11 protein-coding genes, 2 pseudogenes and 1 other annotated feature are annotated in these 15395 nt (G+C 61.9%); of the genes and pseudogenes, 3 read left to right on the top strand and 10 right to left on the bottom strand.

From position 1 onward, the window contains the following. The 8 genes and pseudogenes from AC0L4F_RS18495 to AC0L4F_RS18460 all read right to left on the bottom strand — a co-directional run. Positions 1-229: pseudogene (locus tag AC0L4F_RS18495) on the bottom strand (M20 family metallopeptidase); the annotation flags it as partial. Further along, positions 216-1439 carry an ROK family transcriptional regulator gene (locus tag AC0L4F_RS18490; RefSeq protein WP_244690879.1) on the bottom strand — a complete coding sequence of 408 codons (1224 nt, stop codon included), beginning with the start codon at positions 1437-1439 and terminating at the stop codon, positions 216-218. The gene AC0L4F_RS18490 and the pseudogene AC0L4F_RS18495, both read right to left, overlap by 14 nt. A 223-nt stretch (positions 1440-1662) precedes the next feature. After that, positions 1663-2553, bottom strand: coding sequence for a carbohydrate kinase family protein (locus tag AC0L4F_RS18485; protein ID WP_244690878.1), 891 nt, complete (start codon positions 2551-2553; stop codon positions 1663-1665). Further along, entirely contained in the window at positions 2550-3623 is a 1074-nt protein-coding gene (locus tag AC0L4F_RS18480) for an ABC transporter ATP-binding protein (protein WP_244690877.1), read from the bottom strand. Before AC0L4F_RS18480 ends, AC0L4F_RS18485 begins: the two co-directional genes overlap by 4 nt. Then, a complete protein-coding gene (argH, locus tag AC0L4F_RS18475; RefSeq protein WP_244690876.1) occupies positions 3624-5108 on the bottom strand; it encodes an argininosuccinate lyase in 1485 nt (494 codons plus the stop codon). Next, a complete protein-coding gene (locus AC0L4F_RS18470) occupies positions 5105-5989 on the bottom strand; it encodes a carbohydrate ABC transporter permease (protein ID WP_244690875.1) in 885 nt (294 codons plus the stop codon). The genes argH and AC0L4F_RS18470 overlap by 4 nt, the downstream gene beginning before the upstream one ends. Further along, positions 5986-6882, bottom strand: coding sequence for a carbohydrate ABC transporter permease (locus tag AC0L4F_RS18465; RefSeq protein WP_244690874.1), 897 nt, complete (start codon positions 6880-6882; stop codon positions 5986-5988). The genes AC0L4F_RS18470 and AC0L4F_RS18465 overlap by 4 nt, the downstream gene beginning before the upstream one ends. Before the next feature lie 107 nt (positions 6883-6989). Beyond that, a complete protein-coding gene (locus tag AC0L4F_RS18460) occupies positions 6990-8243 on the bottom strand; it encodes an extracellular solute-binding protein (RefSeq protein WP_244690873.1) in 1254 nt (417 codons plus the stop codon). A 104-nt stretch (positions 8244-8347) separates the two neighbouring features. Here AC0L4F_RS18460 and AC0L4F_RS18455 point away from each other — a divergent pair, with 104 nt between their 5' ends. The 3 genes from AC0L4F_RS18455 to AC0L4F_RS18445 are packed head-to-tail and all read left to right on the top strand — an operon-like array spanning position 8348 to position 12764. Continuing rightward, on the top strand, positions 8348-9532 hold the full coding sequence (locus AC0L4F_RS18455) for an ROK family transcriptional regulator (RefSeq protein WP_244690872.1): 1185 nt from the start codon (positions 8348-8350) through the stop codon (positions 9530-9532). A 3-nt stretch (positions 9533-9535) separates the two neighbouring features. Next, positions 9536-11851: a PIG-L family deacetylase gene (locus AC0L4F_RS18450; protein WP_244690871.1), complete on the top strand. Its 2316-nt coding sequence runs from the start codon at positions 9536-9538 to the stop codon at positions 11849-11851. After that, positions 11835-12764: a DMT family transporter gene (locus tag AC0L4F_RS18445; protein WP_244690870.1), complete on the top strand. Its 930-nt coding sequence runs from the start codon at positions 11835-11837 to the stop codon at positions 12762-12764. Before AC0L4F_RS18450 ends, AC0L4F_RS18445 begins: the two co-directional genes overlap by 17 nt. A gap of 64 nt (positions 12765-12828) precedes the next feature. On the opposite strand, the gene AC0L4F_RS18440 is transcribed toward AC0L4F_RS18445, so the two are convergent. Next, entirely contained in the window at positions 12829-13680 is an 852-nt protein-coding gene (locus tag AC0L4F_RS18440) for a universal stress protein (RefSeq protein ID WP_244690869.1), read from the bottom strand. Positions 13681-13692: 12 nt separating this feature from the next. Next, positions 13693-15190 (bottom strand): annotated as a pseudogene (locus AC0L4F_RS18435) (SulP family inorganic anion transporter). Between the two features lie 72 nt (positions 15191-15262). Continuing rightward, positions 15263-15318: a sequence feature (sul1 is cis-regulatory element that is thought to sense ions involved in sulfur or methionine metabolism; They are found in Alphaproteobacteria), on the bottom strand. Positions 15319-15395: the final 77 nt, after the last annotated feature.

Here is a 15395-nt window from a genome sequence, read left to right as displayed (position 1 = left end):
GGTTCGGGCCCGCCCCCGCACGCGCGCCCCAGGTATTGGGCCGCCCGGCAAGGAAGTCCCCCGATCCGGGGTTCAGATCCAACTCCGCCATCACGCCGCTCAGAAAGCTGGCAAATCCGGCCTCATGTCCGGTCACGCTTTCGCAACCAATCGCCCGCTGCAACAACGCCACATCCGCCGCGCCGTCCTGGGCCGCGACCAGCCGGGATTTCAGATCACTGTCGCTCATGCCACGCCCTCGTGAAACTTGGCCAGATCCGCGCCGGCACCACAATCGCCCCACCGGGCAACCCGCCGGAAAACAGCGCAATGTTCAGCCGCGACAGGGCAATCGACGTGCCCCCCGCCAGCGCCGCATGATTGCCAAGCACCGAAGATTCCACCGGAATATTGCGCGGGAAACAGCGGCGGATTTCCGGTTCAATCAACCTGATCAACTCGTCTCTGGCCCCGATGGAGCCGCCAATCACCACACAGGCCGGATCAACCACCGCCGCAATGGCGGCAATCGCCCGCGCGATATAGCGCGCCGCACGTGCCAGCACCTCTTTCGCGTCAGCGTCGCCCTGCAATGCTGCTTCAAACACCTGCGGCACGGTTTTGGTCACGCCGGTCAATTCCTGATAATGTTCGATGATCGCGCTGGTCGCGGTCTTGCGCTCCAATGCCCCAACCGTCAGGCTTTTGGCCTCAAACGGATCGGCCCCGAACGGCAAATAGCCGATTTCGCCCGCCGCCCCGGTGGCACCGCGCACCAATTGCCCACCAATGACCAACCCCGCGCCGATCCCGGTGCCAATCGACAGATAGACCAGATCGTCCTTTTCGCCCTGATGGGTCATCCAATGTTCGCCAAGCGCGGCAAGGTTCACATCATTTTCGACCAGAACCTCGATCCCCAACCGGTCCTGCAACAGCGCCGGGAAATTGATGCTATCGATGCCGCTGATATTGGGTGCCAGATTGATATGGCCGGTCGCCGCATCCAGCACCCCCGGCACGCCAACAACCGCAACCCGGACCTTTTCCGGCAAACAGCCGTATTTCGACGCCGCCGCAAGGATCAGCCGCCCGATCTGGTCAATCACCGCCGTGCCGCCGCTCTGAACCGTTGGTTCGGCGATTTCCACCACCACCGCACCCGACAGATTGCACAGCGCGACCCGCACCTTTGTGCCGCCCAGATCCACGCTGGCCACCAGCGCCGCCTCGGGCACGATTTCATAGACAACCGCGCGCCGCCCGACGTTGCCCTCGGTGCGCCCGACCGTCTGAACCCAGCCGTCGGATTCAAGACTGGCAACAACCTCGGACACCGTCTGTTTCGACAGGCCGGTCATCTTGGCCACACTGGCCCGTGAGATCGGCCCATAGGTGGTGATCGCCTGAACGACTGAACTCATCGACATGCGTCGTGAAATGTTTGTCGGGTCCGTCATGGCTCATTCCTATTAATTCGTCTAGTTACCGAACTAATAGATTCGACAAAGATCTGTCAAACCTTTTCTGCGGCAAACCTTGGGTGATTTTCCGCCATACTGCGCCGATGGGATCAAAGGACCGCGCAGAACCCACAGCAAAATGGCCCGGCTCACGCAAGAGCCAGGCAGGAATTTTCAACAATTTTATCAGTGGTTTATCGACGCATCACCCGCGCCACGGCTATTCCGCCGCGCGGTGCATCCCGGCGTCAATCTGGCCAATCCCGCCAGCGCCGCCCATCACCGCCACCGCACGCGCGCCACAGTCATTTCCCAGCTCCAAACAGGCCAAAAGCGCGCGCCCCTGCCGCCAGGCGACCACAAAACCGGCGGCAAATGCATCCCCTGCCCCGGTCGGATCAACCACCTCTGTGGGGCGCGCGGCGGCCTCGACCCGCGCGCCATCCACCAGCGCAAAGGCCCCGTCGCCACCGCATTTCACCGCCACCAGCGGCGGTTTTCCCATCACCAGACCGCTGTCGCACAGCGCCTGCCATTCCGCCTGATTGGGCAAAAACACATCGACCGCTTCGATCAAATGCGCCACCTCTGCCCCGCGCGCCATAAGCCCGTCATCCCAACCGCAATCCAGCGACAGTGTCCACCCCGCATCCCGCGCCAGATCAATCAGCCAGGGATCTTCCTCCAGCGTTTTCAGCTCGCCGATATGCAAATGCCCGACCTGCGGCAAAACCGCAGGATCAAACCGCGCACAGGCCGCGCCAACCCGATGGGTGACAAAAGCCCGATCATCGGCCAGCGACAGCGCCATGGTGATCTGCGGCGCATCGCCGGGCCGGGCCGCCGTGCAAAAGTCGATATTGATGCCAATGGCGCGCAGCCGCTCGGTCAATGGCCCGCCAAACGGCGCGGCGGGCAGGGTCGCAATCAAATGCGCACGCTGCCCCAGCGCCACCAGGGTCGCCGCCGAATTGGCCGCGCCGCCCCCGGGATGCAGGCTCAGCCCGTCGGAAAAGATCTCGGTCCCAAGGCTGGGCAACCGGTTTAGCCCGGCAAAGACCAGATCCGCGTAAACCCGCCCAACACAAAGTATTTCTGGCCGGTCGGTCACGTGCGCGGACCCCATGAAAGTGCCACACCGCTGTCGGCATCAAACAGATGCAGATCTTCCTGCGCCGCGATCAGCCGCACGGTGTCGCCCACCTTGGGCGGGTGTCGGCCATCGGCCTTGGCCACAACCTCGCCCCCTGCCGTGTCAATATGGACAAGCGTTTCCGGCCCCAGCGGCTCACAGACCGCGACCGTGCCCGCGACCAGCCCCTCGCCATCCGTCAGCTGAAGATCATCGGGCCGCACACCCAAAGTTACGGCGCGTTTGCCGAAATCCGCACCCAGCGGCATGGCAATACTGCCCCCCGCATTGGTCCGCACCCCGTCCGGCCCGGCCTCGGCCGCCAGCATGTTCATCGACGGCGCGCCGATGAACCCGGCAACAAAGGCATTGGCCGGGCGGCGATAGACCTCTTCCGGGGTGCCGACCTGCTGGATGTGACCGCCATCCATGATGACAATCCGGTCCGCCATGGTCATCGCCTCGACCTGATCATGGGTGACAAAAATGATCGTGGTGCCGACGCGCTGGTGCAACTTCTTGATTTCAAGCCGCATTTGCGTACGCAATTGCGCGTCCAGATTTGACAAAGGCTCGTCGAACAGAAACACCGACGGATCGCGCACCATCGCCCGGCCAATGGCCACCCGCTGACGCTGGCCGCCCGACAATTGCGACGGTTTGCGCGCCAACAGATCGGTCATCCCCAACAGGGCCGCAACCTCGTCAATGCGCGCTTCTTTATCTGCCTTGGGCAGACCGGAACTGCGCAGACCAAATCCGATATTCTTGCGCACCGTCATATGCGGATAGATGGCGTAATTCTGGAACACCATCGCGATGTTGCGTTCCTTGGGCTCAAGATTGTTCACCACTGTGCCGCCGATATGGATCTCGCCCGATGTGACCTCTTCCAGCCCGGCAATCATGCGCAGGGTGGTGGATTTGCCACAGCCCGACGGGCCGACAAACACCACGAATTCCCCATCGGCCACCCCCAGGTTGATGCCATGCAGCACCTCGGTCTTGCCATAGGCTTTGGTCAGTTGATGAAGGCTAAGTTCGGCCATTCAGGTCTCCTTCAAATCTAGAAATGCCGAAGCAAGCGTATCCTGTGCCGCACTGTGGCGGGCGCACCGGGCGGCACGCGCCCCGGTCAACCGGCCCAGCGTGGCGCGATATTCGGTCAAGGCCGCATCCATTGCGGCGGGTGCGGGACCGCCGGGGCGATCACGCTGGTCAATGAAATTGCGCGCCGACACCGCGGTGCCAAAGGCCCCTTGCGTCAGTGCCGGATCACGGCCCGCAACCTCGGCAAAGGCGGCGGAAAACGCATCGAAGCCGTCGCGCAACGGCACGCCCCGCCCGATCACCGCCCGCGCGGTGGTGGCCGCGATCTCATGCGCCTGGCGAAAGGTCAGCCCCTCTTGCCGCACCAGCGTATCGGCCAGTTCGGTGATGGTGATACACGCGGCATCGGTGTTCTGTGCCACCCGGTCGGCGTTGATGCTGCACGCGGGCAGGAACGCGGTCAAAAGCGAAATCATCCGCCCGCCATGGTCAAACACGCCATATCCGGCCTGCTGCACCTCGCCTTCACTGTCGTTCATGTCGGTGAAGGGCGTGTTGTGCATGGTGTTGACGATGGCATCACAGCGCCCCGCCGCCACCGACGCCATATGGCGCATATGTTCAATCGGCACCGGGTTGCGTTTCTGCGGCATGATCGAACTGATCTGCACCAGCGCATTTGGCACATAAAGCTGGCCAACCTCAAACGCCGACCAGAACGCCATGTCTTGCACCACCCGACCCAGATGCACAAACACCAGCTTCAGCGCAGAATAAAGCGCCGTGACATAATCGACCGAGGCAATGCAGCCATAGGAATTCAGCAACGGCGCCTCAAATCCCAGCAAATCCGCCACCCGGCCCCGATCAATCGGGAAACCGCTGGTGGTGATCGCCGCCGCGCCCATCGGGCAATGTTCCAGCCCCTCTGCCGCCGCTTCAACCCGCGCAATATCGCGCAACAGCACCTCGATCACCGCGCCAAGGTAATGACCGAATGTCGACGGCTGCGCCGGTTGCCCGTGGGTATAGGCGACAATCATCGTGTCCCGCTCTGCCTCTGCCTTGGCAATCAGCGCATCGGCCAACCCGTGCAACGCCGCCAGCATCGCATCCGTGCGACGGCGCAGCCCCAGCTTGAACAGCGTGTGATCCATATCGTTGCGCGACCGCGCCGTATGAAGCGCCCCGCCCAGATCACCCAGCCGCTCGCGCAACATCGCCTCGACCAGAAAGAAATAATCCTCATGTTCCCCGGTATATTGCAGCGCCTCGATATCGACCTCGGCCTCGATATCCGCCAGCGCCCCGGCCAACGCCCGCGCGTCGCCCGGCGGCAAAATCCCGGTCTCGGCCAGCATCACCAGATGCGCGCGGTTGATCGTCGCCATGTGCCCCGCGAAATGGGTTTTCACCCCATCAAACAGCGGCGCAAGCACCGTGTCGCGATAGGTCGGATCGGGAAAAACACTTGTATCCGTCATCCTTTAAGCCCCGCCATGACAACCCCACGAATAATGAACCGCTGGAACACCAGAAACACGATCAGCGTCGGAATGGTCGAAATCGCCGCCCCGGTCATGATCAATTCCCAGGCGACATCGGCCTCGTCCCCGAACCCCGAAAGCCCCACCGGCACGGTGTACATTTCGACCGAATTGGTCACGATCAGCGGCCACAGGAACGCAGTCCAATTGCCCAGAAAGACAAAGATCGCCAGCGCCGCCAAGGCCGGTTTGACCAGCGGCATCGCCACCGTCCACCAGATCTGCAACTCGTTCAGCCCGTCAATCCGCGCCGCTTCGATGAAATCATCCGGCACGCTTTCGAAAAACTGCTTCATCAAAAAGGTGCCAAAGGCGGTCATCAGACCGGGGAACATGATCCCCCAATAGCTGTCCAACCACCCCAGACTCTGGCTCATCAGATACCAGGGGATGACCAGCATTTCGGTCGGGATCATCAGCGTCGACAGGATGGCGATAAACACAATCTGCCGCCCCGGAAACTTGAACTTGCAAAGGGTATATCCCACCAGACTGTCAAACAGCACGTTGGATATCGTGGTCACCGTCGCAATGATGATCGAATTCACGAACCACCAGTAAAACCGCCCGTCTTCCAGCACATAGGTGTAATTCTCGATCGTCGGCTCTTCGGGGATCAGATTGATGTTATAGACCTCATGCGGCCATTTCAGCGAGGTCGAGATCATGTAAACGATGGGCATCACCATCGCGATCCCGCCCAGAAACAGCAGCAGCCAGCGGATGATCTGCCCCATATTGGCCGGGCGGCGCGGCGGTTTCGCCAATGCGGCCTCGGTCGTGGGGCGCTGTGATGCGGGCATGTCGACGGCGCTCATCTGTCGCTCCTCAAAATCCAAAGTTGCAGCAGGCTGACCACCAGCAGGATCAGGAACAACACCACCGTCTGCGCCGAGGCATATCCCATGTCGAAACTGTTGAACGCGGTGTCATAGATCATCAGCACCAGCGGTTTGGTCGAATTCAACGGCCCGCCGGGATTGTTGGTGGTCATGTTGAACACATGATCGAAAATCCGCAGGAACCCGATCGAGGAAAACACCACGATGAACACAATCGTCGGCCGCAGCAGCGGCAGGGTGATCTGCGTCAGCACCGTCCACCAGCCAACACCGTCGATCTTGGCCGCCTCATAGTAGCTGACCGGAATCGACCGCAGCCCCGCCATGAAGATGATCACCTGAAACCCAAGCCCCGCCCAGACCGCCGGCGCCAGAACCGAGGGCAGCGCATTGGTGATCGAGCCGAGGAAATTGATCTGCGGAATGCCGAAACCGGCCAGGATATTGTTGAACAGGCCAATCGGCACGTCCTGATAAAACCACCGCCAGACCCAGGCCATCGCCACCGCGGATGTCATGAACGGCAGGAAATACAACATGCGCAAGAACCCATGCGCAAACCGCACCCGGTCCAGATGATAGGCAATGATAAAGCTCAGGATCAGTGAAATCGGCGTGCCGATCAGCAGATAGGCAAAGGTGTTGCGAAACACCTTCCAGAACACCGCATCATGCCACAGCTTCTGATAATTCTCGATCCCAACCCAGGTCCGCGACCCCAGAAGGTTCCAGTCCTGAAACGAAATCAGAAACGCGGTGCCGGTCGGATAAAACCGGATCACCACATAAAACAGCACGGGAATGGCCAAAAAGCCCCAGGCCCAGACGATCTGTTTCTGACGAATAGAAAGGTTTCGATACATCGTCATGGTCGGCGCTATCCCCCCGCTGTCGATATTGATTCAGTTGATTTGACATGGCGCAGGCGCCATAGGACGCGGCCCGAGGGGGGCGTTCCCCCCGGACCACAGGGGGATTATTTGTAATATTCGTCGAGGATGGCCTGCTCTGCCGCCGCCGCTTCGGCGATGCTGTCCGCCACGCTCTGATCGGTCAGGAACACCCGTTCGACCATTTCCACCATCTGCTGGCGCTGTGCGCTTTCATTGGCGAATTTGGTGGTATGGGCATAGGCCAACCCGCGAATGAAGGGGCCGAACACCTCGTCATTGGCATTGGCGTCGGTCATGCCAACCGATGGTTTCGCGGGCAATTCGCCGACCACATCCAGCCAGACCTGCATCGCCTCATCCGAGGTCAGATAGGTCATCAGCTTTTTCGCCGCCTCAAGCTTTTCGCCCTCGGCCTTGGACGTGATGCCATTGACCCAATAAGAGGAATAGTTCGACCGCTCGCCTTCGGCGTTGGCCGGCAATTCCGCCACACCCCATTTCAGACCCCGCACCGTGTCCAGCGCGCCGATACGGAACGATCCGTCGATATGCATACAGGCGCGGCTTGCCTTGAACGCGGCTTGTGGCTCATCCATGAACCCGGACTGCGTCACACCGTGATCGCGCGACAGGCCGATATAGAAATCCAGCGCCTTTTGCCCGGCTTCGTCGTCATAGGTGACTTTGGTGTAATCTTCACCATAAGGCTCGCCGCCCATCTGCCGCACCAACACTTCGCGGAACCAATGGTGATCCTGCGCGGTCATGCCGGTGGTGAACCCGACCTGTGTCAGATTGCCCGCGCCATCGCGTTTGGTACAGGCTTTGGCCACTTCGACCAATTCCTCCAGCGTTTCGGGCGGGCCTTCGATCCCGGCCTCGTCAAACAGCCGCTCGTTGTAAAACAGCGCCAGCGACCGCACCGCCGTGGGCAGCGCATAATACTGGCCGTCCTTTTTCATCGCCTGCACCATGGGGAAGAATTCCGCATCCACCACGGCAGGATCAAATGTGTCGGTCGGCAGCGGCTGGATCAAACCGGCCTCGATATAGTCGTTCAGCCAGCCATAAAACAATTGCACCACATCCGGGCCTTCACCGGCGGGGATCGCTGCGGCGACCTTGGTGCGGTAATCCGCATAGGGGAAATGCGACATTTTCACAGTGATATCGGGGTTCGCCGCTTCGAAATTCTCGATCAGCTGGTCCATCGCCGTGACCCGCGCCTCAAAGAAATACTGCCAATATTCGATCTCGACCGCATGGGCCGCAGTCGAAAACAGCCCCGCCGCAACGGTCATGCCGCCATAGACCATCTGTCTCAGCTTGTTTGTCATTGGTCGTCTCCCTGAATGTAGTTTTTCTGACATTCTTATGAATTGTTCCTCAGGATTAACTCAACTTGATTGAGCACTCAAGATATTTGAGTTATTAAGAGGTCATGCAAATAATTCCGCCCAAATCTCAGGCACCGGCCCAGCGCAGCCCCAAGGGGGCCAATGCCGAACGGTCCCGCAACCTGAACCGTCAAAACGTTCTGGGCCGCATTCATGCCGCCGGCGCCCGTGGCAGAGCAGAGCTGGCCCGCGATCTGGGCCTGTCTACACAGGCGGTTTCAAACATAATTTCCGGCCTGATGGCCGAGGGTCTGGTGCGTGAAATGGGCACGCGTGCCGGCGCGCGTGGCCTGCCTGCGGTGCTCTATGGGCTGGACCCTGTCGGGGGGTTTGCGCTGGGGGTGGAAATCCGGCCAGATGCGTTTTTCATCGCCTTGGTCGATCTTGCAGGGCACCAGATTGTCGCCAGTCGCAGCACAATTTCCGATCCCCACCCGGATCAGGTCGCCCGGGCGATTCGCACCCGGCGCGATGCCCTGATCGCCAAGGCCGGCATCGCCCCAGACCGGTTGATCGGCACCGGCATCGTCATGCCCGGCCCCTTTGGCCGCACCGGCCTGTCCGGTCTGTCGGCGGATCTTCCCGGATGGGAAGACACCGATCCCGGCACGCTTCTGTCCGAGGCGCTGGAAGGTCCGGTTGAAATCGCCAATGACGCCAATGCCGCCGCCATGGCCGAACGGCTTGGCGGGGTGGCGCAGGGCGTCGGCAGTTTTGCCTATCTCTATTTCGGCACCGGTCTGGGGCTTGGCATCATTCACAATGGCCAATTGGTCACCGGCGCCTTTGGCAATGCGGGTGAAATCGGCCAGCTGCCGATCCACGGCCCCGATGGCACCGCGCCGCTTGAATCCCGGCTCAGCCGCCTGTCGGTCAATCAATCGCTGGGTCGCCGTCTGGATATTGCCGACCTTGACCGGCTGTTTCAACAGGGCGACCCCGACCTTTCCCGCTGGCTGGATCAGGCGCGCAACGCCCTGTCACAAGCGGCCGGCATTGTTGAAAACCTGTTTGACCCGGCGACAATTGTGCTTGGCGGCGCCATGCCCGACGCGCTTCTGGATGCGCTGATTTCTGGCGCGGTGCTGCCGGATCGCTCTGTGGCCAACCGCCCCGAACACCCCCTGCCCCGCATGATGCGCGGCCAGTCGGGACGCATGACCGCCACGCTTGGCGCGGCGGCGCTTGTTCTCGACCGTCTTTTCACCCCCAATCAATATGCGATCTGACACATGCCCCTGACCGACCAAACCCGCATCGCGCGCCAGGCCGCGCAACCCCAAATCCTGCGTCTGTGGCGCGCACTTGTGCCGCTGACCTCGACCGTCAGCTTCATGAACACCGGCGCACATCCCGATGACGAAACCTCGGCCATGCTGGCGGCGATGGGATTTCGCGATGGCGTGGATCTGTCTTATGCCTGTTCCACCCGGGGCGAAGGCGGCCAGAACGACATCGGCACCGAAGCGACCGAGGCGCTTGGCGTCTTGCGCACCGCCGAAATGGAACGCGCCTCAGATGCGCTGAACCTGCGGATGTACTGGCTGTCGCAATTCCCCGATGACACGATCTTTGATTTCGGCTTTTCCAAATCCGGCAAGGAAACTCTGGCCAAATGGGACGAGGCCCGGACGCTGGCGCGCTTTGTCGACATCCTGCGGCTGGAACGGCCCGACATCATCTGCCCGACCTTTCTCGACATTCCTGGTCAACACGGCCACCACCGCGCCATGACCGAGGCCGCGCATCGCGTCTTTGATCTGGCGGCGGACCCCACCTATGGCGGCAGCACCCTGCCGGTCTGGCAGGTCAAGAAACTCTATCTTCCGGCGTGGTCCGGCGCGGGTCAGGCCTATGACGACGATCTGCCCCCGCCCCCGGCGACGCTGACCGTGTCCGCCGACGGGATCGAGGAAATCACCGGCACCAGCTATGCCATGCTGGGCCAGCACAGCCGCGCCTTTCACAAGACCCAGGCCATGGGCAATTGGGTCGCCCCGGGCGCGGAACGCAACTGGCCGCTGCATCTGGCCAACCGCCGCACGACCGGCCCCGACACCACAATTGCCGACGGTCTGCCACAAACGCTGGCGGATCTGGGCAATGCCGCCGCCCAGATGCATATCGACGCCGCTTTGGCCGCTTTCCCCGATCGCCGCGCGGTGGTGGCGGAATTGTCCGCCGCCCATGGCGCGCTGGATCTCGCGGCCTGCCCGCCGGATCTGCACCACAAGCTGAGGCGCAAACAACAGCAACTGGCCACCGCCCTGCGCATCGCCGCCGGGGTCGAGCTGCGCGCCACGCTGGATCGCGACACCCTGCGCCCCGGCGACAGCACCGGGTTTCAGGTGGAACAGCGTACGGGCGATGCCGACCAACTGCGCCATGCACCTGCCCTGCCCGACGGCTGGCTCCATGCCGACGATACACTGAGTGTGACCCCCGACGCGCCACTGGCCGATCCCTATCCCGACAGCTATCTGCCCGGCGCCCCGCGCGCGCCCTGTGTCGAGGTTGCGATCACCACCGCCGGTGTCACCAGCACGACCTATGTGCCGTTTGAAACCCCGCCGCTGGTTCTGCCCGCCACATCGGCCCGGCTGACGCCGATGCTGGATGTGGTCAACCGCCGCGCCCCGGCACGGGACATAGATCTGCACCTGCGCGACATTCACCCCACCGGCGCAACGCCGACGCTGGACCTACCCGCCGGGTGGAGCGCCACGCAAAACGACACCGGCCTGTCCGTGACCCTGCCCGCCGATGTCGCAGCGGGGCGCTATGATCTGCCACTGCGACTGAACGGAGATCTGGGCCAGACCCAGCGCCAGATCGCCCACGACCATATCGACCCGCGTGCATTGATCACCCCGGCACAGATGCAGCTGTCCGTGATTGACGCCGCCCTGCCCGAGGCCCGCATCGGCTATATCGGTGGCGGCAATGACCGGGTCGATCACTGGCTGGATCGGATGGGCGCGGATGTCACCGCCCTCAGCGACGATCAAATCGCCAGCGACAGCGCGCTTGCCGGGTTTGACACCCTGGTCATCGGCATCTTTGCCATGCGGTTCCGCCCGGCGCTGGCCCCGGCCATGCCACGACTGCACGATTGGGTCAAAAACGGCGGCACGCTGGTCACGCTCTACCATCGTCCCTGGGACAATTGGCACCCCGACACCACGCCCCCCGCACCGCTGGAAATCGGCCAACCGTCGCTGCGCTGGCGGGTTACCAATGAAAACGCCAAGGTCACGCCGCTGGCCGATCACCCGCTGTTGTCCCATCCCAACCAGATCACCGAAGCGGACTGGGCCGGTTGGCACAAGGAACGCGGGCTGTATTTCGCCAAGCGCTGGGACACAGCCTATACCCCACTTCTCGAAATGGCCGACCCCGACGAAGACCCGCACCACGGCGCGTTGTTGGTGGCCGACATCGGCAAGGGGCGGCACGTGCATTGCGCCCTGATCCTGCACCACCAGATGGAAAAAGGTGTGCCGGGCGCATTCCGGCTTATGGCCAACCTCTGTGCCCCGCGCGGTTGATCCGCCCCGCCCGGCGCTGCAACCCGACCCCGACAATCGCTTGGGCGGCATGTGGCTTCTGGCGGATATGGCGCTGAACATCTGGTCGCTGTCGATCGTCAAGGCGCTGGGGCTGGGCTATGCCTCTAGCCAGATCGTGTTTCTGCGCGCGCTGGTCGGCATGGTGCTGATGGCGCCCTGGGTCTGGCGGCGGCGGGCGGATTTTGTCGCCATTGCCGATCCCGGCCTGCATCTGCTGCGGGTGGTGTTTGCCACCGGCGCCCTGACGCTGAACTTCTATGCCATGCCGCGCCTGCAATTTGCGCTGGTCTCGGCCATCGGCTTTACCCGCCCGGCCCTGATGATGATCCTGGCCGCGCTGGTCCTGGGCGAACGCATCAGCCTAACCCGGTGGCTGGCGGCGGCGGTGGCCTTTGTCGGGGTGTTGATCGCGTTGAACCCCGGCCAGATCGACCTGAACTGGGCGGTGCCGGCCATGTTTGGCGGGGTGCTCTGTGGGGTCGCCGCGGTGACCACAACCCGCCGATTGCGCGCCGCGCCGGTGGTGGTCCTGATGGGGTTTTACACGCTGGGCCTGACCGCATTCAGCGCGCCGATGGCCTGGCTCCACTGGACGCCAATTGCATCGCAGCATCTGCTTGCCCTGCTAAGCATCGGGGTCTTTGCGCAATGTGCACAGTTCTGTTTCCTGAACGCGCACCGTCTGGCCGAGGCCAGCTTTCTCGGGATTTTGGGCTATCTCAGCCTGATCCTGTCAACCAGCGTCGGCTATCTGGTATTTGACGAGGTTCCATCGCCGGGCTTCTGGATTGGCGCGGCGCTGATCCTTGGGGCCGCTTCGGTCCTGCGAACCGGAAGACCGCTGCGCAGGGGTGATACATCCGGGGCTGGAACACACGGGACTGGCAAATAGATCACCGCACCCGAAAACCCGCCCCTATTTCCCGCATGCGCCTGCAAACAGACAATCCGCCAATTCACCGATAAAGCAACACCGGGATCTTGACCGATTGGATCATCGCCGTGGTGGTCGACCCGATGATCAGACGTCTGATCCGGCTGTGCCCATAGGCCCCCATGACCAGAAGGTCGAAACCTTCTTTGCGAACCAACTCGCCCAGAACCTCCTCCGGGTCGCCGGTGGCGGTGCGCGCCGATGCCGTGATATCGACCGAGCGAAGCTTTGCCACCGCCTCGCCTGCGGTTTGGCGGGCGCGGGCGTCATCCTGCGCCACACAAAGCACACAAACGTCAAGATCGCTGAAAACCGGGCTGATCGACATGCGTTCGATGGCGACCTTGGCGCTGGCGCTGGCGTCATAGGCCACCAGAACCCTGGAAATTGGCCGGAACTCGCGCGAGGCGACAAAAACCGGCACCTTTGAGACCCGCACAACCCGTTCCAGGTTCGACCCCAGATGGCCCGAGGCGAAATCCGCCCCTTCGCCGCGTTTGCCGATGGTGATGGCGCGAATGTCGCCCTCAAGCGCGCGCACCGCATCCAGAAGATCACCCCGGCGCAACCGCAGATCGACCGATGGAACCCCGTCTTGCTCCAGGATCGCTTTTGCGTCCTCCAGGATGGCATGGCCTTTGGCCTGCGCCAGTTTCGCGCGCTTTGCGTCCAGCCCGGCAAGCTCCTCCAGCAGGGCCGAGCGCGCCCCAAGGCTGAGCGCGCCGGAAAGATTGGTCGAGGCCGCGCCCTCACGGCGGCCCAGCACATGCATCGCCACAACCCCGGCATTCAGCTTCTGCGCAATCCAGGCCGTGTGATGACAGACGCTTTCGGAATAGGCCGACCCGTCCAGCATTGTCAGTATCTTGTCCATGGTTATCCCCCCTCAGTGTCCCATCAACCTGTCCATCGCGCCCGGCTTGTCATGAATGGCAAGCTTGTCAACGAGCGTTTCTGTGGCCGAATTCATACCGACCACCTCGACCTCGGCGCCGTCACGGCGGAATTTCAGGATCGCCATGTCCAGCGCCTGAACCGAACTGATATCCCAGATATGCGCGCAACTCACGTCGATGATGACACGATCCAGCGCCTCGCGGAAATCGAAAGCATCTGCGAAATCTTCGACCGACCCATAGAACAGCTGACCCTCAAGCAGATAGGTGCGTTCGCGCCCATCCGCAGACAGGCTGGAAGAGATGCGGAAAAGCTGGGCAATCTTGCCCGCAAAGAAGATCCCCGACAGCAGCACCCCGACCAGCACCCCAATGGCAAGATTGTGGGTATAAACCACGGTCACCACGGTTGCGATCATCACGATCGAGGACGAGCGCGGATGCACCCGCAGCGCCTTGATCGACGACCAGGAAAAGGTGCCGATCGACACCATGATCATGATCGCCACCAGCGCCGGCATCGGAATGCGCGCCACATGATCGCCCAGCCCCACAACCAGCACCAACAGGACCGCCCCGGCGGTAAAGGCCGAAAGCCGCCCGCGTCCCCCGGATTTCACGTTGATGATGGATTGGCCAATCATCGCACAGCCCGCCATGCCGCCGATAAACCCGGTTGCGGTATTGGCAATGCCCTGACCGATACATTCCTGATTGCGGTTGGATCTGGTGTCGGTCAAATCATCGACGATGTTCTGGGTCATCAGGCTTTCCAACAGGCCCACCACCGCAACCGCGGCGGAATAGGGAAAGATGATTACCAGCGTCTCGAATGTCAGCGGAATATCCGGGATCAAAAACACCGGCAGCGTATCCGGCAATGCGCCCATGTCGCCCACCGTGCGGACATCCCAGCCCATGACCAGAACAACCAGCGTCAACAAAACGATGGTCACCAAAGGCGAGGGCACCGCCGTCGTGATCCGGGGAAAGAGATAGATGATCGCCAGCCCGACAGCGACAAGCGCATAGGTCAGCCATGTCACCCCGGCGTTGGCCGGGTTCAGCTCTGGCAATTGCGCCATAAAGATCAGGATCGCCAGCGCGTTCACAAAACCGGTCATCACCGATTTCGACACATAGCGCATGAAACGCCCAAGTTTCAGCAGCCCGGCGCCGATCTGCAACAACCCGGCCAGCACGGTTGCGGCCAACAGATATTCAAGACCGTATTCCTTGACCAGCGTCACCATAAGCACCGCGGTCGCGGCGGTGGCGGCCGAAATCATGCCGGGCCGTCCGCCGGTAAAGGCGATGATCACCGCAATCGAAAAAGAGGCATAAAGACCCACCTTGGGGTCCACGCCCGCAATGATGGAAAATGCGATCGCCTCGGGGATTGAGGGCCAGCGCAACAACAATCCCCGCCAGCACATCGCCGCGTATATTGCCGAACCATTGCTGTCGGTAGTCAGAAAGTGAAATCATAAGAGCAATCCAAGACCCTGTGCCAGAGCGTCTGTGACAAGACGGACGGCGGCGTTTTTCGGGAATTTTCAGGGTTGTCCGGCGGATCAGCGGCCGGAAGAGCCACCCGGGATTTCACCGGGTCCTAACGTTCATGTGGCTGGATAGACCCGATTTCGCCGCAGATTTCAAGCTTTACCACAGTTGCGCCCCACCTCGCCAATGC

Source organism: Marinovum sp. J2-8 (genome assembly GCF_055808435.1).
This window is presented reverse-complemented; position numbering and strand designations above follow the sequence as displayed.

Excerpts from the sequence above, each read along its gene's own strand:
- AC0L4F_RS18460 (WP_244690873.1), bottom strand. The coding sequence starts at position 8,243 with ATGACAAACAAGCTGAGACAGATGGTCTATGGCGGCATGACCGTTGCG.
- AC0L4F_RS18490 (WP_244690879.1), bottom strand. The coding sequence starts at position 1,439 with ATGACGGACCCGACAAACATTTCACGACGCATGTCGATGAGTTCAGTC.
- argH (WP_244690876.1), bottom strand. The coding sequence starts at position 5,108 with ATGACGGATACAAGTGTTTTTCCCGATCCGACCTATCGCGACACGGTG.
- AC0L4F_RS18450 (WP_244690871.1), top strand. The coding sequence starts at position 9,536 with ATGCCCCTGACCGACCAAACCCGCATCGCGCGCCAGGCCGCGCAACCC.
- AC0L4F_RS18465 (WP_244690874.1), bottom strand. The coding sequence starts at position 6,882 with ATGACGATGTATCGAAACCTTTCTATTCGTCAGAAACAGATCGTCTGG.
- AC0L4F_RS18470 (WP_244690875.1), bottom strand. The coding sequence starts at position 5,989 with ATGAGCGCCGTCGACATGCCCGCATCACAGCGCCCCACGACCGAGGCC.
- AC0L4F_RS18480 (WP_244690877.1), bottom strand. The coding sequence starts at position 3,623 with ATGGCCGAACTTAGCCTTCATCAACTGACCAAAGCCTATGGCAAGACC.
- AC0L4F_RS18440 (WP_244690869.1), bottom strand. The coding sequence starts at position 13,680 with ATGGACAAGATACTGACAATGCTGGACGGGTCGGCCTATTCCGAAAGC.
- AC0L4F_RS18455 (WP_244690872.1), top strand. The coding sequence starts at position 8,348 with ATGCAAATAATTCCGCCCAAATCTCAGGCACCGGCCCAGCGCAGCCCC.